Here is a 24,936-nt window from a genome sequence, read left to right on the forward strand (position 1 = left end):
AGGTACTCTTTAGTTAAGACTAAGGGAATTAACCTTATAGGTAAAATTTTGTTTGGTAAACGAAATAACAAGCAGGCTTAAGAACCTAAAAAATTACAAACTTTTCAATTTGCTCGTTAACAAATTTCACTGTACGTTCTTCAAACAATTCGCCTTCGGCATTTATCTCTTTACGTATAAATGGAATATGTATACGTAACGGCAACACATGCATATGCAGGTAGCTGCAAACACCAGCAAAATGTTCTACACCACGTATGTTACCATAAGTGCCCGAAGAATGTCCTACAAGCGCAGCTTTCTTATCATAAAAGCTGTCAGGAAAATCACAGGCATCAACAAAGGCCTTTAACACGCCCGGAAAGCTGCCGTTGTATTCGGGAATGACAAACAAAAACTTTTTTGAGGCATTGACGAGCTTTCTTATCGGACCAAATTCGGCGCTGCATTTGCCATACATATCAGTTTGGATGAAGTTTGGCGGCAAATCCTCTAACGACAAAAGCTCTACTTCCAAACCGTTTTTTATAAGCTGCCTTTGATAATATTTGGCTAATTTTAAAGTTGAACTTCCAGAGCGGTTAGTAGCAGCAACAATGGTAATCATTAAAAAGTGTTTATAAGTTAACGCAACACCATCGACTGCCGAATTGTTTAATTTCGTATCTTTAGCCCCCGGTTTAAAGCAAAGCGAAAGTATAAATTTTTAGCTTTACTTTTGATTATCCGGCAAAGGCTGTTTTCTTAATATCTGAGGTAATAAAATGAGTAAAATAATAGCTTTAGCTAATCAAAAAGGTGGCGTTGGCAAAACCACATCGTCTATAAACCTGGCTGCAAGTTTAGCCGTTTTAGAGTATAAGACGCTACTGGTTGATGCCGATCCGCAGGCTAACTCAACATCGGGTATAGGGTTTGATCCGCGCACTATAAAAACCAGCATATACGAGTGTATCATTAACCAGGTTGAGGCCAAAGACGCCATCCAGAAAACCGATACACCTAACCTCGATCTGTTACCTGCTCATATTGATTTGGTTGGTGCCGAGATAGAAATGATTAACCTTACTGACCGCGAGTATAAAATGAAAGCCATTTTAGACCAGGTTCGCGATCTGTATGATTTCATTATTATTGACTGCTCACCATCATTAGGCTTAATTACCATCAATGCACTTACCGCGGCCGATTCGGTAATTATTCCGGTACAATGTGAGTATTTTGCATTGGAAGGTTTAGGCAAGTTATTGAACACTATTAAAATTGTTCAAAACAGGCTAAACCCCGAGTTAGATATTGAAGGCATTTTGCTTACCATGTATGATGTAAGGCTGCGCCTGTCAAACCAGGTTGTTGAAGAAGTACGCACGCACTTTGAAGACCTTGTGTTTGATACAATTATACAACGTAATACCCGTTTAAGCGAGGCGCCAAGCTTTGGGGTTTCGGTAATTATGCACGATGCAACCTGTAAAGGCGCAGTAAACTATTTAAACCTGGCTCGCGAAATTATACGCAAAAACGGTTTAGGACAAACAGCAGGTAAAGCTACACCTGCAGCAGTTTAAGTTTTATAAATGAGTTTAGATAAAAAGAAGGCATTAGGAAAAGGGCTGAGTGCCCTGCTCAATGATTCGGACAGTGTAAAAGCCCAAAGCAATTACCAGCGCGAAACAGGGAGCACAAATAACTCGAACACAGGTAATGCCCTGGGTTCGGTTAATGAAATACGTATTGCCGAAATCGAAATAAATCCGTTTCAACCCCGTACTGATTTTGATGAGCAGGCACTTATTGAACTTGCGGAATCAATTAAATTGCAGGGGCTGATACAGCCTATTACAGTTAGGAGGGTAAATTCTCACTCCTATCAGCTAATTTCGGGCGAACGCCGTTTACGTGCGTCAAAACGCGCCGGTTTAAACACCATCCCTGCTTATGTGCGCACCGCCAACGATCAGCAAATGCTGGAAATGGCGCTTATAGAAAACATTCAGCGTGAAAACTTAAATGCAATGGAAGTTGCATTAAGCTTTCAGCGTATGATTGATGAATGCAGCCTTAAACAGGAGGAGCTTGGAGAACGCGTTAGTAAAAACCGCAGTACGGTTACTAATTATTTACGTTTGTTAAAATTGCCACCCAGCATACAGGCGTCGATTCGTGACGGGGATATTAGCATGGGGCATGCCCGTGCGTTAATCAACATTACCGATCCGGTTAAACAAGTACACCTGCACCAGCAAATATTGCAGCAGGGCCTGTCGGTTCGTAAGGTTGAAGAGATGGTACGTGCATTGCAAAACGGTCCCGAAAAAAAAGAAAGCAATAAACCTGCACCTGTTCCGTTTCAGTTACAAAAAATCCAGGACGATCTGGCATCAAAGTTTAGCAGCAAGGTAAAACTTAAGGTGGGCAATAAAGGCTCAGGCAGTATTGAAATACCTTTTTTATCGCAGGAAGACTTAGGCCGTATACTTGAGATGCTGGATTGGTAAAACCATCACATGAACAGGCTTATCATAATAATTATTGGCTTTATAATTTTTTCGGCTGCAGCTTATGCTCAAAAGCCCGATACCGTAAGGCTACGCGATGAAATTGAACGCCGCCAGCGCGTGCGCGACTCTGTTGCAGGTAAGCGTGTTATAACCGATGTAATTACCAAAAAAAACAAAAAGCTTTACCGGCCCGATAGCACGCATAGCCCCTCGCTTGCTTTTAAACGCTCGGCGTTTGTACCCGGCTGGGGCCAACTGTACAACCGTAAATGGTGGAAGCTACCCTTGGTATATGGTGGTTTAGGCGGACTTGCCGGAATATACATATGGAACCGAGGTAATTACAAAGACTTTTTACGTGTATATCAATTAAAAAGAGCCGGTGCAAACCAACCCGATGAAAGTGACACGCAAAGCGTTAAAGACCTTTTTGAACGCGCGAGAAACAGAGACTTAACTATAATTGAAAATAATGTAAACTACCACGAACGTAATATGCAGTTATGCATTTTAGGCTTTGTTGGTTTTTGGGGCATACAAATGATTGATGCTTACATTGATGCCAAATTCATCCATTCCTATACCATGGACCGTGATTTGAGCTTTAAAATAACCCCCGGCATTGAAACAGGCCCGTTGTATGCTTCAGGTAACTTACCTTCTATTACTCCTGTTTTAAAATTGAGCCTCACGTTTTAGGCATTTCAAACGTCTTATGATTCGGAAATCCGGCATACATAAGCAGCACTATTATTTCTTCGGTTATGCGGGTTTTAAAAGTTACCTTTACCGTTAAATAACTGTAATTTATTCGTTTTAACTAAATTGCTCCATGAAAATTGCGCTCTTCGGATACGGCAAAATGGGTAAAATCATTGAAAAGATAGCTACCGACCGCCGTCACGAAATTGTACTGATAATTGATAAAGACAATCTGCACGAGGCCACAGTTGAAAACCTTCAAAAGGCTGATGTTGCCATAGAGTTTAGCACACCTGCTACCGCTATTCAAAACATGAATCTTTGCTTTGAGGCCGGTGTACCATTAGTGGTTGGTACTACAGGTTGGTATGAAAACCTTAACGAGATTAAAGAAAAGTGCATTGCCGGTAACAATACGCTGATGTATGGCTCTAACTATAGTGTTGGCGTTAACATCTTTTTTCATGTAAACCGTATGCTGGCAAAAATCATGAACAACTACCCTTACTACGAGGTACAGGTAGAAGAAATTCATCATACGCAAAAGCTTGATTCGCCCAGCGGCACCGCTATTACCATAGCTGAAGGAGTACTGGAAAACCTTGACGCAAAAAACGAGTGGAAAAACGTATTGGTAACTGACACTGGTGAGGCGGCTGATGATGCGCTTACCAATAGTCAATTGCTGATTGAGTCGCACCGCATTGAAAACGTACCGGGTACACATACCGTAATGTATGATTCGGAAGTTGATAGTATTGAATTTAAACATACAGCCCATAACCGTAATGGCTTTGCTTTAGGTGCTGTAATAGCAGCAGAATGGCTGAAAGATAAAAAAGGATTTTACGCTGTAACAGATATGTTTACCTTTAACGCCTGATACGGCCTAAATTATTGATTATAAAATATGAACTGGAAATTCTGGGAGAAGAAGAACAAAGAAGATCAGCCTAAAAAGAAAAAAAGTGCAGCACGCGAATGGACTGATGCCATTATTTTTGCAGTGGTTGCAGCTACGCTTATACGTACATTATTTATTGAAGCTTATACCATTCCAACCGAATCAATGGAACGCTCACTACTTGTGGGTGATTTCCTGTTTGTAAGCAAAGTAAATTATGGTGCCCGCACCCCAATGACACCTATTGCTTTCCCTTTTGCACATCATACTATGCCAATCATCGGCACCAAAGCCTATTGGGATGGCGTGAAACTACCTTACTATAGGTTACCGGGCTTAAGTGATATTAAAAAAGGTGACGTTGTTGTGTTTAACTACCCCATGGAGGCCGACAGCCCGTTTTACCGGCCGGTTGATAAGCGTGAAAACTACATTAAACGCTGCCAGGGAACACCAGGCGATACGCTTTCGATAGTTGATGCACAAGTATTTGTTAATGGCAAGGCTAACCCTAACCCACCCGAAGGGCAAATTAATTACGAACTGCAAACCAACGGTACAGAAATTAACCCCAAAATTTGGGAAGAGCTTAACGTAACCATATCGGATTACAGCCCATATCCTACCATGACTAAAGCGTCTGCTGATGCTTTGAAGAAGATGGGCAATTTCACCATGGTTAAGCCGCATATATCGCCAAAGGATTCTGTTAGCCTGATGGAAGAACCTGTGTTTCCCAAAGACAAGCATTATGAGAAGTGGAACCAGGATAATTACGGCCCGATTATAGTTCCTAAAAAAGGTTGGACTGTAAAGCTTGACAGCTTAAATCTTCCTTTTTATAAACGTGCTATTACAGTTTATGAAGGCAACAAGCTTGAAGTGAATGGCAATGATATTTTAATTAACGGTGCTAAAGCTGATAGCTACACCTTTAAAATGAATTACTACTGGATGATGGGCGATAACAGACATAATTCTCTTGACTCGCGTTTTTGGGGATTTGTACCAGAAGATCATGTGGTAGGTAAAGCTTTATTTGTATGGATGAGCTGGGATAGCAACGCCAGCTTTCTGAATAAAATAAGATGGAGCCGCCTGTTTATGGGCATTCATTAAAAACAAAACCCGGCTTAAGCCGGGTTTTGTTTTTAATGAATTATAGCTGATACTTATACGTCCAACTTCGGTTTTCTACGTATTAGCAAAAAGAAGCCGCCTTTAACATAAAATTCAAGGCGGCTTCTTTTTGTTACTTAGTTATATCTTTAGTTACTGCGGAGCATAGCGCCACCGCCCATGCCTCCACCCATGTCATCAGGGTTTCCTCCTCCATTATCCTGATCCTGGTTTCTTTTTCGCTTTTGTTCTGAACCATTGCTGCCAAACCTATAAGATATAGTGAAGGATATGGTACGGAATGAGAAGCGGCGATAAGACTCAGATGTGTAAGGAACATTCACTGTTGTGTTGTTGATGATTGATCCGAACCTGCGGGTATTGAATATATCGCGTACATTTCCGCTTATGTTTAAAGCCTTGGTAATGTCGTAACGCACGCCGCCGTCAAAGCCATATAATGCCTTACTATACCCCTGTGCAATTACTTGCTTGCCCTGGTAATCGCCTCGCAACTGTATGCCCAATTTTTTAATTGGCTTAATGTTAGCTGTAAGGTTACCGTTAAAAGCGTAACCTGAGCTTGACGGAACAAACAATGCCGGATCGCCTTTGATGTCACGATAATAAACGTTTACGTTACCTGTTAAATCAAACTTTGATGATGCAGTTAGCTTGGCAATTAATTCGTAACCTGCGTTTGCTGCACTGTTAATATTTGCAAATTGTGTAATAGTTCGTACCGAATCGAGCGGTAAACGCACCTGCTGAATATTTTCGTTGGTGTAGCGATAGTATAGTGATGAGGTAAGCGTAAGCGCATTCCAGTAGTTGATGTAGCTTAACTCAAATGCATGCGTATCCTCAGGGCGCAAGCTTGGATTACCCTGTTGGTAGTTCAGCGGGTCGCTACGATCTAAAAATGGATTTAACTGCCTGTCGCGTGGCCTGCTTACACGGCGGGTATAGCTTAATTGCAAAGTTTGATTTTCAGTAAGCTTATCGCTCAGGAACACACTTGGATACGGCCGGAAATAATCCTGCTTAAATTCCTCTGTGCTGCCTGCCAAACGGCTGCGAATATGCGCATCCTCTAAACGCACACCAACCTGTACGCCAAATCTTCCAAACTGACGCTGGTAATTGGTGTAAACAGCATGCACCTGCTCATTATAAAGTAAGTTATTTGAACGGGTTGCGTCATATACAAACTGATCTTGCGTACCGTCAACCAATGCAAACGCCCTGAAATCGTTATCATTACGGTTAAAGGTGCTGCGATAACCTGCCTCCAACTTACTGTCTTTGCTTAGCGGAGTGGTGTAATCTGCCTGCAGGTTCCAGTTGCGCTGGCGTCCTCTTGTAAAGTTATTTTGCCTAAAGAGACTATCACTTAAGGCTGGTACGTAAAAGTTATAACTGGTAAGCAACTGTTCATCACCATCTTCTTTTTGCGATGAGTAACCTACGTTGGCAGTAAGCTCCTGGCCAGGCTTTTTATATTTATGGCTAAAGTCGGCGTTAAGGTCAAAATTGGTACCCGAATTAGATGAAACGTTATTTTGATTTAAACGCTGTGTGAAAGCGCTATTACGGGTTATACCGGTTCCGCCGTTTTGAAAGCGATCACGATCCCGTATATTGATATTATCAGATAGTGTTAAAACACTTTTTGAATCAAGGTTGATATCAATGCCAGTACGGATGTTGTGAGAATTGAATTTAAAGGTTTGATCTGATTCCTGGTTTTGGAATATTGCTGTATCAGTACCCGGGTAAGTAATTCTGTTGGTATAACCATTGCCAATACGGTTGGCTTTACGATAGCTGTAATTGCCAAATATATTTACTGCTGATGTTTGATAGGCCAGGTTTAAACTTGCGTTACGTTGTTTTTGGTTACCTATGGTACCGGCTACCGAACCATTAAAGCCAAGCTGTGCGTTACGCTTTAAAATTATGTTAATGATACCCGATTGCCCCTCAGCATCATATTTTGATGACGGATTGGTTATTACCTCAATATTTTCAATGGCGCTTGCAGGTATTGATTGCAGTATATCACTCACACTGCCGCCCGATATTGCCGATGGCTTACCATTTACCAGCACACGCACATTGTTTGAACCTCGTAGGGCCACATTACCCTCAACATCAACCTGTACCGATGGTACATTGGTTAATAAATCTGTTGCCGAACCTCCCTGGCTAACTAAACTCTGATCAACGCTAAACACCTTTTTATCGGTACTTAGCTTAATCTGACTGCGTTGCCCGGTTACCACCACTTCTTTAAGCACTCCTTTGGCTGGCTTAATTTTAATTGCAGCCAGTTGAATTGCTCTTTTAGCCGGTGTAATCTGAACGTTTTCCTGCGTAAAGGTGAGGTAACCTAAAAAAGTTGCTTTGAACGTATAGGTGCCATCTTTTAAGCCGTCAATTTTAAAATTTCCGCTTAAATCTGTTTGTATACCTTTGGTAGTATTATCGGCTCTGTTGGTTACGCTAACACTGGCAAACTCAAGTGGCTGGTTGGTGTTGGCATCAACCAGTTTACCACTTACCGAACCGCCGGTTTGGGCCAGTACGTTAAGCGTGAGTAAAGTAAATAAAAATAAAAGTGTTCGTTTTATAACCGGAAAATTCATCCGGCAAAAATCCCCATTTTAAATTTACCTCAATAGTAAGCCTTGTAACTTTATTGCTAACTAACCGTGTAGTTGAGGTAATTTTTTTATTACCAAATAAGCATGCTTGAACATAGGCTAGCCTTTCTTCACTACAGCTGCCAGGTCTTTCACTTTAGGCTCTTTATCAAAGGTTTTTAAAAGCTTACCGTTACGGTTGTAAATGGCAACATAAGGCGTCATTTTAACCCCGTAATAATTCAGTATATCATAAGAACCCTGCTCGGTGCCAACAGTTACATTCGGGTAAGCCGAAAGACCAAAATCTCGGTGAAATCCTTTAACCATTTTATACATGGCATCGGTAATAAGTACAATTTGCACTTTCGAAAAATCCTGCTTCATACGCTCCTTCATGTCATAGATCAGCTGCTGGCAATGGCCACAATCGGGCATGAAATAAATAATCATTACCGGCATTGCTTTTTTAAGGTTGGCCTGCGTGCGGTAGGTACTATCAGGAGTTAAAATTTTATACTTAGGAATATTTTGAATTTTAGCATTATTTTGAGCCTGCGTGCATCCAACGGCCACAATAAAGCTTAATAGTAAAAGTAATTTTTTCATCGTGTGTAACATTGTACTATAATTCCAGCAGTTCAAGTTGCCATGCCACATGTTCATTAGTTATTGGGTAAACAGCGCCATTGGCTAACGTTTGGTAAACGGCTTCGAACAAATTTAGATAATTACCCTCAAGTGATGGTATTTTTTCAACGGTCTTTTCGGTACCTATACCCATTATTGTCAATATACCTTCGCTACCTTCAGGCTCAACGCCATAATTATGGTCAGTTGGTTTTATGGCTTTATCAAGTTGCGCTTCCTGTACATCTACCCTGTCTTTCACATAGCTTCCGGCTGTACCATGCACGGTAAAGGAAGGCATTGGGTGAGCAATCAAAAGCCCCGATGTTGCATTTACTACCAGTTGATGAGGATAAGTGAGTTGATAAGAAAAATAATCAACCACCTCTGACCCCTCGCGGTGCGTTGCAGTAACTTTATTAGCACTAATAGGTTTGCCAAACAAACTTATAACTTGGTCTAACAAATGCGGACCAAGGTCATAAACTAAGCCATTAGCCGGTGTTTGTGCGGTTTCTTTAAATAACTTTGGACTTAACACTGGCCTGTACCTGTCAAAGCGGAAGTTAACTTCAATCAACTCCCCTAACCGCCCGCTTTCAATTATATCTTTAACAGACAGGAAATCACTGTCCCACCTGCGGTTTTGATAAACCAGTACGTGCAAATCCTTTTCCTTTGCAATATCAAATAATTCAAAAAGCTGGGCTGAAGTTGCCGTTACAGGCTTTTCAACCAAAACGCTTTTCCCGGCAAGCAGTGCTTGTTTGGCGTGCTCGTAATGGAGGTAATTGGGTGTATTAACTATAATTAGCTCAATTTCGTTATCAGCAAGTATTGCTTCAACACTATCGTAACTGATTACATCGGGGTAAAACTGGTTAACGTTTTTATTGGTACGTTCAACAACAGCCTTAAAATTAAAACCCTGATGCGCATGTACAAACGGCGCATGAAATATACGGCCCGACATGCCAAATGATAAAATACCGGTAACAATAGGTGATGACATATTGCAAGTATACGGCTTTGTTAAGGGAGTTTAAAACGAGCTTAAAAACATTGTAGTAGCAGGTAAATCCCTCACAATGTTATTTCGTTTTAAACAACGGTGAGTTATAAGGTTGCTTATTTCTTGATTTAAATAGAATCCTGGACCTGTTAAAATTTATAATTAAAATTCAACAAAAAAGGGAAGGCTTTTACAACGCTTCCCTTTCATTTGTTGTAATCAACAAAAATTATTTTACACCTTTCTCAATGGTTTCGATAGCCTGAAGGTGGCTTTTTAACGCAGGTAAAGATTGAGTTGCAAATGATTTTAAATCAGCATCTTTCAAATCTTTGGAACCGTCTTCAAATAAATCAACCGCTTTTTTGTGGTCTTTTACCATTACATCAACGTAAGCTTTATCAAAGTCGGCACCTGATTTTGCTTGTAAATCGGCCATTGTTTTTTGCTCATCGGCACCTACTGTAGTTGGCAGGGTGATATTTTTGGTTTTAGCTAACGCCATTAATTTTTCATTTACACCGGTATGATCTTTTACCATCATATCTGCAAATTCTTTCACTTTGGCATTAGTTGCTTTAGTTAAAGCCAGTTTTGACAATTCAACTTCGGCCATACCTGCATTAGCTGCAGAAACAGCAAATTCAGCATCATCATTTACTACAGCAATACCACCGGTTTCAACTGCGTTGCTTGATGTATCTTTGGTGTAATTTGCACTGTCTGCATTAGCAGCGCTATCATTGTTTGATCCGGCTCCGCCGCATGATTGGAATGCCAGGGCGGCCAGCGCCAGCATTGCTATTGAACATACTTTTTTCATAACGTAGATATTTTCTTAATTGTTGATTAATGCAAACAACAACAATGCCGCATTTGGGTTTTAAATAACTTCGGAAACTTAAAGGCTTTTACTATTTTTGGGCACCAACAAAAAACGATATGAATTTTCCGGCAGAATTAAAATACACTAAAGACCACGAGTGGATTAAGGTTGAAGGCAATGAGGCCTATATAGGCATTACTGAGTTTGCCCAGCGCGAACTTGGCGACATTGTTTACATTGACATAAACACTGTTGGACAAGAAGTTGCAAAAGAAGAAGTATTTGGCACGGTTGAAGCAGTTAAGACTGTTTCAGACCTTTTTATGCCGGTTACTGCAACCGTTTTAGAAATTAATGACAAGCTTGATGCACAGCCCGAGCTGGTAAACAGCGATCCATACGGCGATGGCTGGATGGTGAAAATAAGCCTTAACGATCTTGCAGAAGTTGAAGCACTGCTTTCGGCCGAAGACTACAAAGGTTTGGTAGGCGCTTAATTAATGAAGTTGCTTTTTAAATATTATAAGCTCACCCTGGGGTGGGCTTTATTTATTTTGTTGATATGCAACATGCCTATGGGCGAAATAGGTAACTCGCCCAGGTTTTTTGCAGGCTTTGATAAACTGGTGCATTGCGGCCTGTTTTTTGTTTTTAACATGTTAGTTGTTCATGCAATTATACGCCGGCACCGTAACCTTAGCTGGCTCAACGCCGTAAAAGCGCTTACAATTAGTATGGCCTACGGAGCTTTGATTGAGCTTTTACAGCTTTATATGTTTACCTGGCGCAGCGGCGATTGGAATGATTTGTTTGCCGATGCCGTTGGAGCAGGCATGGCAACGTTTGGCAGCATACTAACCGTAACCTTGGTAAGTAATGAAAAAACTTAAATTAATAGCTGTGTTTGCCCTTTTTGTGTCAATGACATCATGTGCTGTGTTAAAAAAAGATTGTGGCTGCCCTCATTTTGGTAAACTACACACCGACCACTCTGTAAATGATAAGGCTTAAAACTTTTAAACCTGTTTTATAAGCCACATAAGTAAATTACCTTTTTATTGTTTGTAATGTAAACGGGCCTACTCTTATTTGGATTTGTTTTAAATAAGGAGTATGTTTGCACATACATTTATGAAGAAGCTTTCGGAACTTGAAGTAGGTAAAAAGGGTGTAATCAAAGAATTTACCGATTTAGAAATGTCGGTTAAGTTGATGGAAATGGGATGCCTTCCGGGTGAAGAAATTAAACTGGAACGCATAGCCCCACTGGGTGATCCCATTGCCGTTGCCGTTTCCGGCTACATGCTCAGCCTGCGCAAACAGGAAGCTTCAACCATTATTTTACAGTAGTTATTGCATTGAAGGCTGAGATAAGAGTTGCACTTGTTGGAAATCCTAATACCGGTAAATCAACCCTGTTTAACCTATTAACCGGACTAAACCAAAAAATTGGAAACTTTCCGGGTATAACGGTTGACAAAAAAACCGGCTTTAGCAGCCTGCCTGACGGCCGACGTGCCGAAATAATTGACCTTCCGGGCACTTATAGCCTATACCCTAAAAGTCGTGATGAATCTATAGTATTTTCTGTACTTGCCGATAAGGTTCACGAAACTCCCGATCTTATAGTTGTCATTGTTGATGCCTCTAACCTGAAAAGGAATTTGCTCCTGTACACGCAGGTTGCCGATCTTAAAATTCCGGTTATAGTTGCATTGAATATGATGGATATGGCCAAAAAAGACGGCATAACCATTAATATTGATAGCCTCTCAAAAAAATTAGGTGTGCCGGTAATCCCTATTTCTGCCCGCCGTAACGAGGGTATTGATAAGTTAAAAGAGGCCATATCATACGCTAACAAGTTTGCACTTCAACAGCAAAGCATTGATGTTAAAGCCATTGCACCCCAACTGGTTGATGCCATTGGACAAGAAATGCAGTTGGAAAACCCTTACTATGCATTACAACTTGCTCATCAGCATGAGCATTTATCTTTCTTAACTCCTGAGCAGAGCAGCCGCATTGAGGAATTGGAAGGCATTCATCAGTTTCATTCACAACAGGCACAGGCGGCCGAAACCATAGCACGCTACAATTTTATCAATGATTTGCTTTACGATACGGTTAAAACCGAGCAAACAGCGCAGGAAGAGACCCTGAGCAACCGTATAGATAAAGTTTTAACACACCGTGTTTTTGGCTTTGTGATATTCTTTGGCATATTGCTTTTTATATTCCAGGCCATTTTTGCCTGGTCAGCATACCCTATGGACCTCATTGAATCCCTATTCATATGGATGCAGGAGGGTGTACACAAAATAATGCCGGCTGGCCCACTAACCGACTTACTCGCCGACGGCGTTGTAGCCGGCTTGAGCGGGGTGTTGGTATTTATACCGCAAATTGCAATATTATTTGCCTTTATAGCTATTTTAGAAGATACCGGCTATATGGCCCGCGTTACGTTCATGATGGATAAGGTGATGCGCAAGGTGGGGCTAAACGGTAAATCAGTAGTTCCTTTAATTGGCGGCTTTGCTTGTGCTGTACCATCAATAATGAGTACGCGCACCATTGAAAACTGGAAAGACCGTATGATTACCATTATGGTAACACCTTTGGTTGCCTGTTCAGCACGCTTACCCGTTTACACGCTGCTTATTGCCCTGGTGGTACCTAACCGCAATGTTTGGTGGATATTTAATTTACAGGGGCTGGCCTTAACGGGCATGTATGTGCTCAGTCTGGTTTCGGCTATCGTTGTAGCATGGGTGATGAAGCACATTTTAAAAGCCCGTGAACGAGGTTACTTTATAATGGAGCTACCGGTTTACCGGATGCCGCGATGGAATAACGTTTTGCTTACGATGTATGACCGCGCTAAAACCTTCGTAATTGAAGCAGGCAAGGTAATTATAGCAGTATCAATTATATTATGGGTACTGGCATCTTATGGACCGGGCGATAACTTTAAACAAATTGAAAAGAAATACAGCCAGCCACAGTATGGGCAAAAAATGAAGCCTACGGAAAGGGAGCACGCCATAGCATCAGAAAAACTGGAAAGCTCATACGCCGGTTACCTGGGGCATGTAATTGAACCGGTAATTAAGCCACTTGGCTTTGACTGGAAGATAGGTATTGCCATCATTACCTCCTTTGCTGCACGCGAAGTATTTGTGGGCACCATGGCCACCATTTACAGTGTAGACGGTGATCCTGAAGAGATACAGTCTGTAAAAGACAAATTGGGTACAGCCCGTAATACCGAAACCGGTCAGCTAACCTTTACCCCTGCTGTTTCATTTTCATTAATGATGTTTTATGCTTTTGCCATGCAATGTGCCAGTACCGTAGCCACCGTATACCGCGAAACTAAAAGCTGGCACTGGCCCGTTATACAATTTGTATACATGACCGGACTTGCATATGCGGCGAGTTTTATTACATATACGCTATTGAAATAATGTAATTTATGGCGTAAATAACTGGAGGCTTATCTCTGTCTTCTTGTTTTTAGAAAAAGTGATATTGGGTATATTCTTTTCTACAATAACCACATTAACTGAATTATATGCCTTAACGTTAATGTTGATAGCAGCTCCTGTGTTACCTATGAGCGTAGAAAAATTTTTGTTCCTGACGCCAATATCGCTATAACTTACATTAGTATTGTAAGACATTCCTGTAGGTATTATTTCCTGTCCACCACCAATATACTTGTAAATATTTTCGGGTTGCATAGATATACTTATTCTCGCAATATTAAAAGGTATGGCGTCCGTTATGGTAAGGCTGAGCATACCTAAAGCCCTTTCCAGTTTTATAGTTTGGGAAACATCCGCATTTTTAATTGATATTGTTGTTAATGAAGTAAAAGTATCCTCCCATCCATTCGGAAAACCAAATCGATCTTTTGACAGATCATTGTTATCGATTAATAATATCTCTCCCTTTGATGCAGCGATGAAGACCTTATATTCCCCAACAGGTAACTCTTGAGATACGGTGCCAAAATCAGCCGTTGTTGAGGTTTGCTTTACAGATGATAACAATTTACCCTCTGCATTATATATGCGGTAATATATGTTTGTAACGTTAGAAGCCAGAGTATTGCCGGTAGCCAATACGTTTTTACCGAGATTAACATTTTGTATAGCAGTAAAGCTACCCGCATTGTCATCTACTTTGATATTCAGCTTAAAGCTTTTATTAGCAATTACCTCCGGCTCATCTTCTTTGGCTTTAGAACAACCAAGCACGACAAATGACAGGAAAATCAGCAGTAAAATTTTATTCATATTGTATTAGAGTTGGCTATTAAGTTAAAAAAGCAAAGCCACTTAACAAATATTTGGAGCATAAAATTCTTGTGGCATCTATAACATTAATTACTGTTATATTAGCTTATAATTTAGTGTGGACAAGGTTAAAGTTTTAGAACGTTATCTTCCGGCAGGTGCTGCACCGCTTATAGCACGGTGGATTGACCATTTTAAATGCGAATTTAAAATATCACGTAACCGCAACAGCAAATTTGGTGATTATCGTCCGCCGTTTCAAGGTAAAGGGCATCGCATATCGGTAAATCATAATTTAAACCCTTATGCCTTTTTAGTTACTACAGTGCATGAGTTTGCACACCTTCATACCTGGAATCAGCACAAAAACCTCATTAAACCGCATGGCAATGAATGGAAAGCAAACTTTAAAAAGATGATGCAGCCATTTTTTGAACAGCAGGTATTTCCATCCGATGTTACCTTCGCCATAACGGCTTACTTAAATAACCCGGCCGCCTCCAGTTGTTCTGACCTCAACCTCTACCGTACGTTGAGGAAATATGACAACAATGCCGCAACAGTAACCACGATAGAAAAAATTCCATTAAAAGCCGTTTTTAAGATTAAGGACGGCAGGATATTCCGTAAAGAAGAACAACTTCGTAAACGTTTCAGATGTACAGAAATAAGCACTAAACGCATTTACCTGTTTAGCCCTGTAGCCGAGGTGGAGTTGGTTGATGTAGCTTAAAACATCCGTTCGTCTAACTCATCCAATTGAACATCAAGTGCGTTCGTATCAAAAAGTGGCTTGAGTACATAAATAAGCTGTATCAAACCGCTGCTGTAAGTAATTGAATCTTTTAAAAGCAGCTCAACACGATTTTTTAAACCCTCAAATAAAGGCTTCCCACTTCCTAAAATCACCGGGTGTACCGATAGCTGCATTTCGCTTATCCAGCGTTTGTCTAAAAAGTATTTTACCACTTTTGCACCTCCATATAACCAAATGTTATCACCCTCACCGTTAATTACCGACTGCACTTTAGTATCTATATCTACACTACCAATAACTTCCACATTGGGGTGCGCCGCCGCTTTCATCGTATCAGAAAAAACATAAATTTTTTTGATACCCGGAAAGTATTCGTCTTCTTTGCCTGCAAACAACTCGTAGCTTTTACGGCCAACAAAAACAGCATCTGTTTGGGCGGCAAAACTGCTTAACCCATAATCCTGATCGGTAAAACACCAGTCGTACTCACCTTCGGGTCCCTCTATATAGCCATCAAGGCTTACAGCCAGGTTTAATATTACTTTTCTCATTTGTCTTTGTCGGGTGATTCCTGTTCTTCTTTCCAGCGTTGTGCAAATGATTTTTCAGCTACTTCGGGCATTGCCCTGTATTTACCCCACGACTTTTTGAAAAACGTACGCAGCATAAAGTTCTTCACCTTGCCGCCAAAAAAATCGGTGAGCTTACGGCTCATCATCGCTTTTTTCCAGGCTGTCCAGCCCCATTGTTCGGGCTTACTTACTACGCCTTCCTTAACTGCATCGCGGCGGTTTAGCAACAGCATCTTATGTATATCAATTTTGACCGGGCAAACCTCTGTGCACCTTCCGCATAAGCTTGATGCGTAGCTTAAATGCTTAAACTCTTCCATCCCACGCATATGCGGCGTAATTACCGACCCTATAGGCCCACTGTACGTTGTGCTATAAGTATAGCCACCAACGTTTTGATACACCGGACAGGCATTTAAGCAAGCACCACAGCGAATGCAGTACAAACCCTGACGTTGATCTTTTTGCGCCAACAAATCAGTGCGGCCATTATCAAGCAGGATAACGTACATCTCTTCGGGGCCATCCGTTTCGGTTGGTTGGCGCGGACCTGTTAAAATGGTATTGTAAACAGTAAGATTTTGCCCTGTGCCGTGTGTGGCAAGCATAGGCCAAAACAAGTCAAGATCAGCTATTGTAGGTATAATTTTTTCGATACCAACTACGGCTATATGCACTTTAGGGAAAGTTGTGGTAAGGCGTGTATTACCTTCATTTTCGCTCACAGCTATACTACCGCTATCTGCTATTAGGAAATTCGCGCCTGTTATACCGGCATCAGCCTGCAAATACTTTTCACGCAGTAATTCTCGAGCTTTGGCGGTAAGCTGCTCGGGAGTTGAATCAATAGGCGTACCAAATTTTTCATGAAACAGCTTTGCTATATCTTCTTTGGAGAGATGCATAGCGGGCGTTACAATATGATATGGCTTTTGCCCCAGCAATTGTACAATGTATTCGCCTAAATCAGTTTCAAGAGATTCGATGTTATTTTCTTGCAGAAATTCATTTAAGTGAATTTCTTCGGTTGCCATAGTTTTCGACTTAACTATGCGCTTAGCTCCAATTCTTTGCAATATAGCCAGTATTTCCTGCTGAGCTTCATGCACGTCATTAGCCCAAATAACCTTACCTCCCCTACGCTGAAAATTAGCTTCAAATTCGGGCAAAAACTTATCAAGGTTTTCCATTACACGCCATTTTATAACGTGTCCTTTACGCTTGGCAGCTTCTATATTGGCAAGCCGCGCTGTACCACGTGCAACTGAGGTATGGTAGCGCCCCATGTTGAAGTTTATAATGCGGCGATGATCGCGGTCAAAAACCTTCTCCTCCGAATCGGTCAAAAATTTGGCAGCAGTATCTCCCATAAAGGCGAAAATAGTATTTTTTTAATATTGATAATAGCAGGGCCAAGGTTCATCCCTTGTGAGTACGCCTTAATAGCCTTCTAACGTTAACAATAAAATCTACTGTTTAGTGAGGCCTGAGCCTAATTATGCTACGAACAATCAAATTCAGCAGCAATTGTGTTTAACAAAAAAAGCGCCGTGAGGGTTTCCTCAACGGCGCTTATGTTTTCAACAATTATATTTTAGTTACGGTTGGCGGGCATGTCGTTTGTAACGTCCACTACCGGGCGTTCATCACGGTTTGCCAGTTCCCAACCGGTGTAAAACACTAATTGGGTACGCTTAACCAACAACGGAAAGTCAATTTTACTTACTTCGTCACTCACACGGTGGTAATCTTCATGAACTCCGTCAAAGTAAAATACAATTGGCACATTGTGCTTAGCAAAATTATAATGATCTGAACGGTAATAAATACGCTCAGGATCTTTAGGATCATTGTACTTGTAATCTACAGCCAACTTGGTATAAGTATTATTAGCGTTTTCACTTATTTTATGTAAGGTGGTGCTCAGCTTATCTGAACCGATTAGGTAGCAATAGTCAGGCGAATCTTTGTGAGCCGGGTCGCGGCGGCCAATCATATCAATATTTAAATCGGTAATGGTATTAGCCATTGGGAATACCGGATTTTGCGAGTAGTATTCAGAACCAAGCAAACCTTTTTCTTCACCTACGTTACCTAAAAATAAAATGGTACGGCGAGGGCCTTTACCATCTTTTTTTGCTTTCATAAATGCAGTTGCAATCTCAAGTATACCAACCGTACCTGAACCGTCATCATCAGCACCGTTATTAATGCGATCGCCGGGAGTTCCTTCGGGTTCCATTCCAATGTGATCATAATGAGCAGAAAACACCAGTACTTCCTCTTTTAACTTAGGGTCAGAACCCGGTATCATTGCTACAATATCAACCGCTTTAGCATCGGTTACCGTGGTTGCATAAGCTGCCTCTACACTTGCCTTAACGGTTTGAACTGCAGGTGCACCTTTTAACTGTTCGTAGCTTTTACCGCTTGCTTTCAGTAAATTATCGGCAACGGCGTTGCTTATCATTAATATAGGAGCACGATCGGCAACCGGACGTGGTGTAGCTGACTTTAACGTCATACGACCGTTGTTAGCTATAATTGGGTTAACTTTGCCTACGCCTAACACTAACGCAGCTTTCTTTGCCATTAAAGCTACCGCCACACGGTTAAACGCACCACGCGCAGGCGCCTCGGCACCCGGCTTAGGCTCAGTTATAACCAATACCGCTTTACCTTCTACGTTAGCATCCTTCAACTCGGCCTCTGAACCATACCCCACAAATACAACTTCCTGTGCGCTAATGGTTTTTACGCCTGAACCGCCTAAAACAGAAAAGTCTTTACCCTGTGTAAGCTTAGTGCCGTTCACCGTAATTGAGTTAACCGAAAAACTGGTTACAGATAAAGGCACGTCTAAAAAGTATGAACCTTTATTTGCTGGTAGTAAACCTAATTTTTGGTATTCGCCGGCCAGGTACTTAGCTGCCTTGTCGGCTCCGGGTTTACCTGTTTCGCGGCCTTCCATTTCATCAGATGCTACGATAGTTAAATGCTTTTTCGCATTCTCAACGGTAATGTATTTAGCATACTTCACCGCAGTTGCATTTTGCTGGGCACATGCCCCCAGCGCTACAGCCAAGGCAGCGCCGCATAGTATAACTCTTTTCATTTGAGTAAAGGTGTAATAGTAAAAGTAAGTTGAGAAGAACATGGCTTAATATCCAGCATTATTGATTATCATATCACTTATCAGTGAGTCAGATTCGCCTTTAAATTTCCTTATTTCGTCGCGCAGATAGGCACTGTTTTTTATTCCTTCAATTAGCACAACATGTTCTGTTAAATCGCCTACGGTAAATAGTTGCAGGTTTGCAATACCTACCAATCTTTGTATCAACGGCTCAACAATCCGGGTGTCTATCACTTTGTGTATAGCCATTTCATTTGTTATCCTGTTCCAAACGCCGCGGCTAATAATAATTCGTTGTGTGGTGATTTGAAATTTGGTTGAAGCGGTTTTAATATATGCCCAAATAGCTATAAATATCGGGAACACCAACCAAATGAATAAAAAGCATAATATGTAAGTTCCCAAATTCATTAATTGAGATGGCTTGCCTTCCCATATAACGGTTTCAGCTGACTCGTTTTGATTTTTCATCATTCAAACAACTTAACAAGACATTTTAGCAACGCGGTTAGCATGACGTCCACCTTCAAATTCGGTTGACAGGAACAATTCAACTATCTGTTTTGCATCTTCCAACGATATAAAACGCTCAGGTATACAAACTATGTTTGCATTATTGTGCTGGCGGGCTAACGAAGCCAACTCAGGTAACCAGCATATTGCTGCACGTATTCCTTGATGCTTGTTAGCTGTAATAGCAACGCCGTTGGCACTGCCACAAACCAAAATACCAAAATCAAACTCGCCTTTTTCAACTGAAGATGCCACCGGATGAGCAAAATCAGGATAATCAGTTGATTCGGTTGAATAGGTACCAAAATCCTTTACAATGCTTTGCGGTAACCACTGCAACAGTTCTTGTTTGTAGTTAAACCCGGCATGATCAGACCCTATAGCTATTTTAAGTTCTTTGTTCATTACTGTGAATTTGATAAAGTTTGTTTTATGTTATTGCGTTTTTACCAGTTGGTTTTGACGCTTAAGCTTTCTTTTCTCAACCACCCCGGCTACAACAATGCCTACTTCATAGAGAATAAATAATGGCACACTTACAATACTCATGGTAAGCATATCGGGCGTGGGGGTGATTACTGCCGATATGACAAGGATACCCACAATTGCAAACCTGCGTCCGTTACGCATAAACGCTGGTGTAAGTATCCCTAAAGTTGATAGGATGTAAACAATAATAGGTAGTTGGAACACAACACCTGTTGCCAGGGTAAGCGTAGCTACTGATGAAAGATAAGAATCAACAGTAAACATGTTCTCTATTTTATCACTCACGCTTAAGTTAGCTAAAAAGCTTATCGACTCGGGCGCAACTATAAAGTAGCCGAACATTATACCTAATAAAAAAAGCAATGAAGCGTATATTACAAAACCGCTTGCTGCTTTTCTTTCCTTTTCGTGGAGGGCAGGCTTTATAAAGCGCCAAACTTCCCACAGCAAATAAGGAAAGCCTAAGGTTATACCAATAATCAGTGCCGAATTCAGCTCCAGCGTAAATTGCCCGGCCATCTCGGTATTTATTATTTTGCCAGGAATTTTATCTATACAAAACCCTGGGCGCTGCAAATAATCTCCAAGCTTACAAAGCATACGATACGTCCAGAAGTCGGTACGCATCGGGCCCATAATTACGTTGTCGAATACCCAGTCGTAATAAACAAAGGCCAGTATGGTAAACACCAAAACGGCAATACTTGAACGAATCAAATGCCAGCGTAAGATCTCGATGTGGTCAAAAAACGACATCTCTACATCAAGGTCCTTACTTTTATCTTTTATTGCTTTTACTATTTTATTATCGCTCATGTATTGTAAACAAAAATACCATTCTGTATAACATACGAATGGTATTTGAGATTAATTTTATTTTTCGAAATTTTATTCAGCAATCTCGAAGCTTTCCATAAACTTGGTAGTAAAGTTACCTGCCCTGAAGTTAGGATCTTGCATTAACTGCAAGTGGAAAGGAATTGTTGTTTTTATACCTTCAATAACAAACTCGCTTAGCGCACGGTGCATGGTATTCAATGCTTCCTCGCGTGTTTGTGCAACACATATAAGCTTGGCAATCATTGAGTCGTAATTTGGTGGAATTACATAACCGCTGTAAACATGTGTATCAACACGTACACCATGGCCACCCGGAGAGTGAAAATTAGTGATTTTACCGGGCGACGGACGAAAATTATTGAACGGATCTTCAGCATTAATACGGCACTCTATGGCATGCATAGTAGGCTCGTAGTTTTTGCCTGATATTGGCGTTCCCGCTGCAACTTTAATTTGTTCTTTAATTAAGTCAACGTTAATAACTTCTTCAGTTACCGGATGCTCCACCTGTATACGGGTGTTCATCTCCATAAAATAGAAATTATGGTGCTTATCAACCAAAAACTCAATAGTACCCGCACCTTCATATTGAACGGCTTTAGCTCCTTTGATAGCAGCCTCACCCATTTTTTTACGCAACTTTTCGGTCATGAATGGTGAAGGCGATTCTTCAACCAGTTTTTGGTGACGACGCTGAATAGAGCAATCACGTTCTGAAAGATGGCATACCTTACCGTATTGATCACCTACCACCTGAATTTCAATGTGACGAGGATCTTCTACGTATTTTTCAAGATATATACCATCGTTACCAAACGCAGCGCCTGCTTCGGCACGGGCCGAATCCCAGGCGGGTTCAAACTCCATGTCGTTCCAAACAATGCGCATACCACGACCACCACCGCCGGCAGTAGCTTTAAGTATAACAGGATAACCAATTTTGTTGGCAATATTAACACCTTCCTTTACATCATGCAGCAAGCCTTCAGAACCTGGTATGGTTGGTACACCGGCTTTTTTCATGGTTGCTTTGGCAGCTGCCTTGTCACCCATGTCGTTTATCTGATCGGCAGTGGCACCAATAAATTTAATACCATACTCAGCACAAATAGCTGAAAACTTGGCATTTTCTGACAAGAAACCATAGCCCGGATGTATAGCATCGGCATTGGTTAACTCGGCAGCAGATATAATATTAGGAATATTTAAGTAAGAATCGCGGCTGGCCGGCGGACCAATACATACGGCCTCATCGGCAAAACGTACGTGAAGGCTATCGCGATCAGCAGTTGAATATACGGCAACCGTTTTAATGCCCATTTCCTTACAGGTACGGATAATGCGCAGGGCAATCTCGCCACGGTTAGCTATAAGTATTTTTTTAAACATGAGTTTCTTTTTGGATTGCACTGATTTTTGAATGACTACACTGAACTTAATCAGTTAAATCAACTATCAATCAGTGAAATCAATCAAAATTACATAGGTTCTACTAAAAACAAAGGCTGGTCATATTCAACCGGTGATGCGTTTTCAACCAGTATTTTAACAATACGGCCTGATACTTCTGACTCAATCTCATTAAACAGTTTCATGGCTTCGATAATGCAAAGCACACCACCTGGTTTAATTTCATCACCCACGTTTGCAAACGATGGTTTATCAGGAGATGATGAGCGGTAGAAAGTACCAATCATTGGCGATTTGATAGTAACGTATTTAGATACATCGGCCGCAGCAGGAGCCTCTGCAGGAGCAGAAGTGTGTGCAGCAGCAACAGGAACAGCCGGAGCTGCAGCAGGAACGCCTGGCTGTGCTACCGGTAACGTTGCGTTAACAATAGTTGGAGCCTGGTTTGTTTTTATTGTGATCTTGAACTCGTTCTGCTCGATGGAAACCTCGTTTACGCCCGATTTTGAAACGAAACGGATCAAATCTTGTATTTGTTTAATATCCATGTTTTAGGTGTAATTGGTTCTTAACAAAAATTAAGAACCTAAGTTATAACAAATTAAATAAAAATTGTTCCCAAATTTTAGTAGGCCCATTTCAGGAGCATTGAGCCCCAGGTAAAGCCACCGCCAAAGGCTGCCAATACAATATTGTCGCCTTTTTTGAATTTACTTTCCCACTCCCACAGGCATAGTGGTATAGTACCATTGGTAGTATTGCCATAACGTTCAATGTTAATAACAACCTTGCCCTCATCAATGCCCATGCGGTTTGCAGTAGCATCAATAATGCGTTTATTGGCCTGGTGTGGCACAAGCCACGCTATATCATCAGCAACAAGGCTGTTGCGCTCCATAATTTCGGCAGCAACATCGGCCATGTTGGTAACGGCAAATTTAAATACGGTCTTACCCTCCTGGTATGCATAGTGTTCACGCTTGTCAACACTATCATGCGTTGCGGGGCGTAATGAACCACCTGCTTTCATGTGTAAGAATTCGCGGCCAGAGCCATCGCTTTTAAGCACCGAATCAATTACACCGTAGCCTTCAGTATTTGGCTCCAGCAATGCACAGCCGCAGCCATCACCAAAAATAATGCAGGTAGCACGATCCTGGTAATCAATTATTGATGACATTTTATCGCCACCAACTACCAGTACTTTTTGGTGTTTACCGCTTTCAATAAATGATGCACCGGTTGCCAACCCAAATACAAAACCCGAGCAAGCCGCCTGCAAGTCATACCCCCAGGCATTTTTAGCTCCGATTTTATCAGCCAAAATATTAGCTGTAGCCGGGAAAGGCATATCAGGAGTAGTGGTGCAAAAAATTATAAGATCTATTTCTTCGGCGCCTATGCCGCGCTTTTTCAGCAAGCCCTCAACAGCCGGAACAGCCAGATCAGATGTAGCGGTACCTTCGCCTTTGAGTATGCGGCGCTCTTTAATTCCGGTACGAGAGGTAATCCACTCGTCATTCGTTTCAACCAACGATTCTAGTTCGTGGTTGGTAAGCACATATTCGGGTGCATAGCCATGTACAGCGGTAATTGCAGCCTGTATTTTATGCATCTATCTAAAGGGTTTAAACGAAAGCTTGTTTAATTTTATCAACCAGTTTGCTCTCGGCCATATTGGCTGAAAGTAATACCATGTTTTTTATAGCTTCAGGACTTGAGATACCGTGCCCTACCACTACAGGTGCGTTTACCCCAAGGATAGGGCTTCCACCATACTGCTCGTAATTGAAACGATCAAAGAATTCATCTTTAATACGTTTTTTACGGGTAATTACATAAAATGATTCTGACAGTTTAAGTATTACGTTACCGGTAAAGCCGTCGCAAACAAATACATCGGCGCTATCGGTAAATAAATCGCGGCCTTCAACGTTGCCAACAAAATTAAACTGATTAGTTTCTTTCATTAAAGGATAGGTTGCCAGGCTAAGCATGTTGCCTTTTTCTTCCTCCTCGCCTATGTTCATAAGCGCAACACGCGGGTTGCTCATGTTATAAACATTTTGCGCAAGAAGACTACCTAATACACCAAATTGCAAAAGCACATCAGGCTTACAATCGGCATTGGCACCTACATCTAATAAAATACCCAAACCGCCTTCCAGTTTGGGTACAATAGTAGTCATGGCCGGGCGTATAACACCCGGAATAGTTTTTACACTGAACATAGCACCCACCAGCATAGCACCGGTATTACCTGCCGAAGAAAACGCCTGAATAGACCCTTCCTTAAGCAACTTAAAACCAACACTAATGCTTGAACCCTGCTTTTGAGTAATTGCTTTAGTAGGATGCTCACCCATGCCAATCACTTCGGTTGTATGCACAAACTCAAAGTGATCAGGGTTAAAGTCATTTTCCTGAAGAATACCTGAGGCAATATCTTTATCGCCTATAAGTACAAGCCTTTGCTCACCGGATAAAGCTTTATAAGCTTCAATTGCTCCTAAAACAGTTGCCTTAGGGGCATAATCTCCGCCCATAATGTCTAAGCCTATCTTCATTTGCAGGAA

General features: G+C 41.3%; 26 protein-coding genes. 10 read left to right on the top strand and 16 right to left on the bottom strand.

Features of this window, described 5'->3' with window-relative positions:
- Window positions 1–85: 85 nt before the first annotated feature.
- Complete coding sequence (locus QZ407_RS10440) at window positions 86–607, bottom strand: NAD(P)H-dependent oxidoreductase (RefSeq protein WP_295770624.1); 522 nt, start codon at window positions 605–607, stop codon at window positions 86–88.
- A gap of 157 nt (window positions 608–764) precedes the next feature.
- Here QZ407_RS10440 and QZ407_RS10445 point away from each other — a divergent pair, with 157 nt between their 5' ends.
- The 5 genes from QZ407_RS10445 (at window position 765) to lepB (ending at window position 5,226) form a co-directional block, all read left to right on the top strand.
- Window positions 765–1,568 carry an AAA family ATPase gene (locus QZ407_RS10445; protein ID WP_295770625.1) on the top strand — a complete coding sequence of 268 codons (804 nt, stop codon included), beginning with the start codon at window positions 765–767 and terminating at the stop codon, window positions 1,566–1,568.
- 9 nt (window positions 1,569–1,577) lie between these two features.
- A complete protein-coding gene (locus QZ407_RS10450; protein WP_295770628.1) occupies window positions 1,578–2,498 on the top strand; it encodes a ParB/RepB/Spo0J family partition protein in 921 nt (306 codons plus the stop codon).
- A gap of 9 nt (window positions 2,499–2,507) precedes the next feature.
- Window positions 2,508–3,200 (top strand): DUF5683 domain-containing protein, encoded by a 693-nt coding sequence (locus tag QZ407_RS10455; protein WP_295770630.1) that lies wholly within the window; start codon window positions 2,508–2,510, stop codon window positions 3,198–3,200.
- Between the two features lie 133 nt (window positions 3,201–3,333).
- The gene (dapB, locus tag QZ407_RS10460; protein ID WP_295770633.1) at window positions 3,334–4,086 is read left to right on the top strand and encodes a 4-hydroxy-tetrahydrodipicolinate reductase; all 753 of its coding nucleotides are present in this window, start codon (window positions 3,334–3,336) and stop codon (window positions 4,084–4,086) included.
- 27 nt (window positions 4,087–4,113) lie between these two features.
- The gene (gene lepB, locus QZ407_RS10465) at window positions 4,114–5,226 is read left to right on the top strand and encodes a signal peptidase I (RefSeq protein ID WP_295770636.1); all 1,113 of its coding nucleotides are present in this window, start codon (window positions 4,114–4,116) and stop codon (window positions 5,224–5,226) included.
- Window positions 5,227–5,375: 149 nt separating this feature from the next.
- Here the strand turns inward: lepB and QZ407_RS10470 are convergent, their stop codons facing one another.
- From QZ407_RS10470 to QZ407_RS10485, 4 genes are all read right to left on the bottom strand, one after another.
- Window positions 5,376–7,874 (bottom strand): TonB-dependent receptor, encoded by a 2,499-nt coding sequence (locus tag QZ407_RS10470; protein ID WP_295770638.1) that lies wholly within the window; start codon window positions 7,872–7,874, stop codon window positions 5,376–5,378.
- Window positions 7,875–7,991: 117 nt separating this feature from the next.
- Window positions 7,992–8,480 (bottom strand): thioredoxin family protein, encoded by a 489-nt coding sequence (locus tag QZ407_RS10475; protein WP_295770642.1) that lies wholly within the window; start codon window positions 8,478–8,480, stop codon window positions 7,992–7,994.
- A 16-nt stretch (window positions 8,481–8,496) separates the two neighbouring features.
- Window positions 8,497–9,513: a Gfo/Idh/MocA family oxidoreductase gene (locus tag QZ407_RS10480; RefSeq protein ID WP_295770646.1), complete on the bottom strand. Its 1,017-nt coding sequence runs from the start codon at window positions 9,511–9,513 to the stop codon at window positions 8,497–8,499.
- A 229-nt stretch (window positions 9,514–9,742) separates the two neighbouring features.
- Entirely contained in the window at window positions 9,743–10,336 is a 594-nt protein-coding gene (locus QZ407_RS10485) for a DUF4142 domain-containing protein (protein WP_295770649.1), read from the bottom strand.
- 119 nt (window positions 10,337–10,455) lie between these two features.
- Here QZ407_RS10485 and gcvH point away from each other — a divergent pair, with 119 nt between their 5' ends.
- The 4 genes from gcvH (at window position 10,456) to feoB (ending at window position 13,809) form a co-directional block, all read left to right on the top strand.
- On the top strand, window positions 10,456–10,836 hold the full coding sequence (gene gcvH / locus QZ407_RS10490; protein WP_295770651.1) for a glycine cleavage system protein GcvH: 381 nt from the start codon (window positions 10,456–10,458) through the stop codon (window positions 10,834–10,836).
- A gap of 72 nt (window positions 10,837–10,908) precedes the next feature.
- Entirely contained in the window at window positions 10,909–11,229 is a 321-nt protein-coding gene (locus QZ407_RS10495) for a VanZ family protein (protein WP_295770653.1), read from the top strand.
- A 241-nt stretch (window positions 11,230–11,470) separates the two neighbouring features.
- The gene (locus tag QZ407_RS10500) at window positions 11,471–11,689 is read left to right on the top strand and encodes a FeoA family protein (RefSeq protein WP_157542815.1); all 219 of its coding nucleotides are present in this window, start codon (window positions 11,471–11,473) and stop codon (window positions 11,687–11,689) included.
- An 8-nt stretch (window positions 11,690–11,697) separates the two neighbouring features.
- Window positions 11,698–13,809: a ferrous iron transport protein B gene (feoB, locus tag QZ407_RS10505; protein ID WP_295770657.1), complete on the top strand. Its 2,112-nt coding sequence runs from the start codon at window positions 11,698–11,700 to the stop codon at window positions 13,807–13,809.
- Between the two features lie 6 nt (window positions 13,810–13,815).
- On the opposite strand, the gene QZ407_RS10510 is transcribed toward feoB, so the two are convergent.
- Window positions 13,816–14,643: a hypothetical protein gene (locus QZ407_RS10510; protein WP_295770659.1), complete on the bottom strand. Its 828-nt coding sequence runs from the start codon at window positions 14,641–14,643 to the stop codon at window positions 13,816–13,818.
- A 118-nt stretch (window positions 14,644–14,761) separates the two neighbouring features.
- Between QZ407_RS10510 and QZ407_RS10515 the strand changes: the two genes are divergently transcribed.
- Window positions 14,762–15,376 carry a SprT-like domain-containing protein gene (locus QZ407_RS10515; protein ID WP_295770660.1) on the top strand — a complete coding sequence of 205 codons (615 nt, stop codon included), beginning with the start codon at window positions 14,762–14,764 and terminating at the stop codon, window positions 15,374–15,376.
- Here QZ407_RS10515 and QZ407_RS10520 read toward each other — a convergent pair.
- The 10 genes from QZ407_RS10520 to plsX form a co-directional block, all read right to left on the bottom strand.
- On the bottom strand, window positions 15,373–15,951 hold the full coding sequence (locus QZ407_RS10520) for a dihydrofolate reductase family protein (protein ID WP_295770662.1): 579 nt from the start codon (window positions 15,949–15,951) through the stop codon (window positions 15,373–15,375). The genes QZ407_RS10515 and QZ407_RS10520 overlap by 4 nt on opposite strands.
- Entirely contained in the window at window positions 15,948–17,342 is a 1,395-nt protein-coding gene (locus QZ407_RS10525) for a LutB/LldF family L-lactate oxidation iron-sulfur protein (protein ID WP_295770664.1), read from the bottom strand. The genes QZ407_RS10520 and QZ407_RS10525 overlap by 4 nt, the downstream gene beginning before the upstream one ends.
- 224 nt (window positions 17,343–17,566) lie before the next feature.
- A complete protein-coding gene (locus QZ407_RS10530) occupies window positions 17,567–19,087 on the bottom strand; it encodes a M28 family peptidase (RefSeq protein WP_295770666.1) in 1,521 nt (506 codons plus the stop codon).
- A 45-nt stretch (window positions 19,088–19,132) separates the two neighbouring features.
- Entirely contained in the window at window positions 19,133–19,582 is a 450-nt protein-coding gene (locus QZ407_RS10535; protein WP_295770669.1) for a PH domain-containing protein, read from the bottom strand.
- A gap of 9 nt (window positions 19,583–19,591) precedes the next feature.
- Window positions 19,592–20,026, bottom strand: coding sequence for a ribose 5-phosphate isomerase B (gene rpiB / locus QZ407_RS10540; RefSeq protein ID WP_295770671.1), 435 nt, complete (start codon window positions 20,024–20,026; stop codon window positions 19,592–19,594).
- Window positions 20,027–20,056: 30 nt separating this feature from the next.
- Entirely contained in the window at window positions 20,057–20,926 is an 870-nt protein-coding gene (gene tatC, locus QZ407_RS10545) for a twin-arginine translocase subunit TatC (RefSeq protein WP_295770673.1), read from the bottom strand.
- 72 nt (window positions 20,927–20,998) lie between these two features.
- On the bottom strand, window positions 20,999–22,339 hold the full coding sequence (gene accC, locus QZ407_RS10550; protein WP_295770676.1) for an acetyl-CoA carboxylase biotin carboxylase subunit: 1,341 nt from the start codon (window positions 22,337–22,339) through the stop codon (window positions 20,999–21,001).
- 89 nt (window positions 22,340–22,428) lie between these two features.
- Complete coding sequence (accB, locus tag QZ407_RS10555; protein ID WP_295770678.1) at window positions 22,429–22,908, bottom strand: acetyl-CoA carboxylase biotin carboxyl carrier protein; 480 nt, start codon at window positions 22,906–22,908, stop codon at window positions 22,429–22,431.
- 77 nt (window positions 22,909–22,985) lie between these two features.
- Window positions 22,986–23,975, bottom strand: a complete 990-nt coding sequence (locus tag QZ407_RS10560) for a beta-ketoacyl-ACP synthase III (protein ID WP_295770680.1) — start codon at window positions 23,973–23,975, stop codon at window positions 22,986–22,988.
- A 13-nt stretch (window positions 23,976–23,988) separates the two neighbouring features.
- A complete protein-coding gene (gene plsX, locus QZ407_RS10565; RefSeq protein WP_157542827.1) occupies window positions 23,989–24,927 on the bottom strand; it encodes a phosphate acyltransferase PlsX in 939 nt (312 codons plus the stop codon).
- Window positions 24,928–24,936 lie beyond the last annotated feature (9 nt).

The organism is uncultured Mucilaginibacter sp., assembly GCF_913773635.1.
Classification (GTDB): Bacteria; Bacteroidota; Bacteroidia; order Sphingobacteriales; family Sphingobacteriaceae; genus Mucilaginibacter.

Bases quoted from the DNA above. Each gene is read 5' to 3' on its own strand.
- QZ407_RS10440 (WP_295770624.1), bottom strand. From the start codon at position 607: ATGATTACCATTGTTGCTGCTACTAACCGCTCTGGAAGTTCAACTTTA.
- QZ407_RS10445 (WP_295770625.1), top strand. From the start codon at position 765: ATGAGTAAAATAATAGCTTTAGCTAATCAAAAAGGTGGCGTTGGCAAA.
- QZ407_RS10450 (WP_295770628.1), top strand. From the start codon at position 1,578: ATGAGTTTAGATAAAAAGAAGGCATTAGGAAAAGGGCTGAGTGCCCTG.
- QZ407_RS10455 (WP_295770630.1), top strand. From the start codon at position 2,508: ATGAACAGGCTTATCATAATAATTATTGGCTTTATAATTTTTTCGGCT.
- dapB (WP_295770633.1), top strand. From the start codon at position 3,334: ATGAAAATTGCGCTCTTCGGATACGGCAAAATGGGTAAAATCATTGAA.
- lepB (WP_295770636.1), top strand. From the start codon at position 4,114: ATGAACTGGAAATTCTGGGAGAAGAAGAACAAAGAAGATCAGCCTAAA.
- QZ407_RS10470 (WP_295770638.1), bottom strand. From the start codon at position 7,874: ATGAATTTTCCGGTTATAAAACGAACACTTTTATTTTTATTTACTTTA.
- QZ407_RS10475 (WP_295770642.1), bottom strand. From the start codon at position 8,480: ATGAAAAAATTACTTTTACTATTAAGCTTTATTGTGGCCGTTGGATGC.
- QZ407_RS10480 (WP_295770646.1), bottom strand. From the start codon at position 9,513: ATGTCATCACCTATTGTTACCGGTATTTTATCATTTGGCATGTCGGGC.
- QZ407_RS10485 (WP_295770649.1), bottom strand. From the start codon at position 10,336: ATGAAAAAAGTATGTTCAATAGCAATGCTGGCGCTGGCCGCCCTGGCA.
- gcvH (WP_295770651.1), top strand. From the start codon at position 10,456: ATGAATTTTCCGGCAGAATTAAAATACACTAAAGACCACGAGTGGATT.
- QZ407_RS10495 (WP_295770653.1), top strand. From the start codon at position 10,909: ATGCCTATGGGCGAAATAGGTAACTCGCCCAGGTTTTTTGCAGGCTTT.
- QZ407_RS10500 (WP_157542815.1), top strand. From the start codon at position 11,471: ATGAAGAAGCTTTCGGAACTTGAAGTAGGTAAAAAGGGTGTAATCAAA.
- QZ407_RS10510 (WP_295770659.1), bottom strand. From the start codon at position 14,643: ATGAATAAAATTTTACTGCTGATTTTCCTGTCATTTGTCGTGCTTGGT.
- QZ407_RS10520 (WP_295770662.1), bottom strand. From the start codon at position 15,951: ATGAGAAAAGTAATATTAAACCTGGCTGTAAGCCTTGATGGCTATATA.
- QZ407_RS10525 (WP_295770664.1), bottom strand. From the start codon at position 17,342: ATGGGAGATACTGCTGCCAAATTTTTGACCGATTCGGAGGAGAAGGTT.
- QZ407_RS10530 (WP_295770666.1), bottom strand. From the start codon at position 19,087: ATGAAAAGAGTTATACTATGCGGCGCTGCCTTGGCTGTAGCGCTGGGG.
- QZ407_RS10535 (WP_295770669.1), bottom strand. From the start codon at position 19,582: ATGATGAAAAATCAAAACGAGTCAGCTGAAACCGTTATATGGGAAGGC.
- rpiB (WP_295770671.1), bottom strand. From the start codon at position 20,026: ATGAACAAAGAACTTAAAATAGCTATAGGGTCTGATCATGCCGGGTTT.
- tatC (WP_295770673.1), bottom strand. From the start codon at position 20,926: ATGAGCGATAATAAAATAGTAAAAGCAATAAAAGATAAAAGTAAGGAC.
- accC (WP_295770676.1), bottom strand. From the start codon at position 22,339: ATGTTTAAAAAAATACTTATAGCTAACCGTGGCGAGATTGCCCTGCGC.
- accB (WP_295770678.1), bottom strand. From the start codon at position 22,908: ATGGATATTAAACAAATACAAGATTTGATCCGTTTCGTTTCAAAATCG.
- QZ407_RS10560 (WP_295770680.1), bottom strand. From the start codon at position 23,975: ATGCATAAAATACAGGCTGCAATTACCGCTGTACATGGCTATGCACCC.
- plsX (WP_157542827.1), bottom strand. From the start codon at position 24,927: ATGAAGATAGGCTTAGACATTATGGGCGGAGATTATGCCCCTAAGGCA.